This is a genomic window from Marinobacter confluentis, assembly GCF_004785685.1.
GTDB classification, from domain to species: domain Bacteria; phylum Pseudomonadota; class Gammaproteobacteria; order Pseudomonadales; family Oleiphilaceae; genus Marinobacter; species Marinobacter confluentis.
Genome location: NZ_SRPF01000100.1, coordinates 1 through 300, shown reverse-complemented (window position 1 = coordinate 300; position 300 = coordinate 1). Strand labels below are relative to the sequence as shown.

The window sequence follows — 300 nt, the reverse complement described above, 5'->3', positions numbered from 1 at the left end:
CTATACGCCGATCGAAATGGTCGGAAAACAGATCGGAATCATCGATTAATGTCGGGATTTGATTTAACCGGCCTGTCGGCTTCATTCGCCGGGGAACGGGTCATAGGCCCGCTCTCCCTGAGTGTGAAACAAGGCGAACGGGTGGCGCTTGTCGGGCGAAGCGGCGCGGGCAAATCGACTCTGATCAGCTTGATCCATCAACAGGTTGGCCGCGAGTCTTCTCTGGTGCCACAGGATCTGGGCCTGGTGAATGCCCTTCCGGTTTTTCATAATATTTTCATGGGCAAGCTGGATGCTCAC

At 54.7% G+C, this 300-nt stretch carries 1 protein-coding gene; it reads left to right on the top strand.

Annotated features, from left to right (window positions below; genetic code table 11):
* Positions 1–48: 48 nt before the first annotated feature.
* The coding region (locus tag E5Q11_RS18240) for an ATP-binding cassette domain-containing protein (RefSeq protein WP_135804735.1) at positions 49–300 on the top strand (252 nt) is incomplete at its 3' end.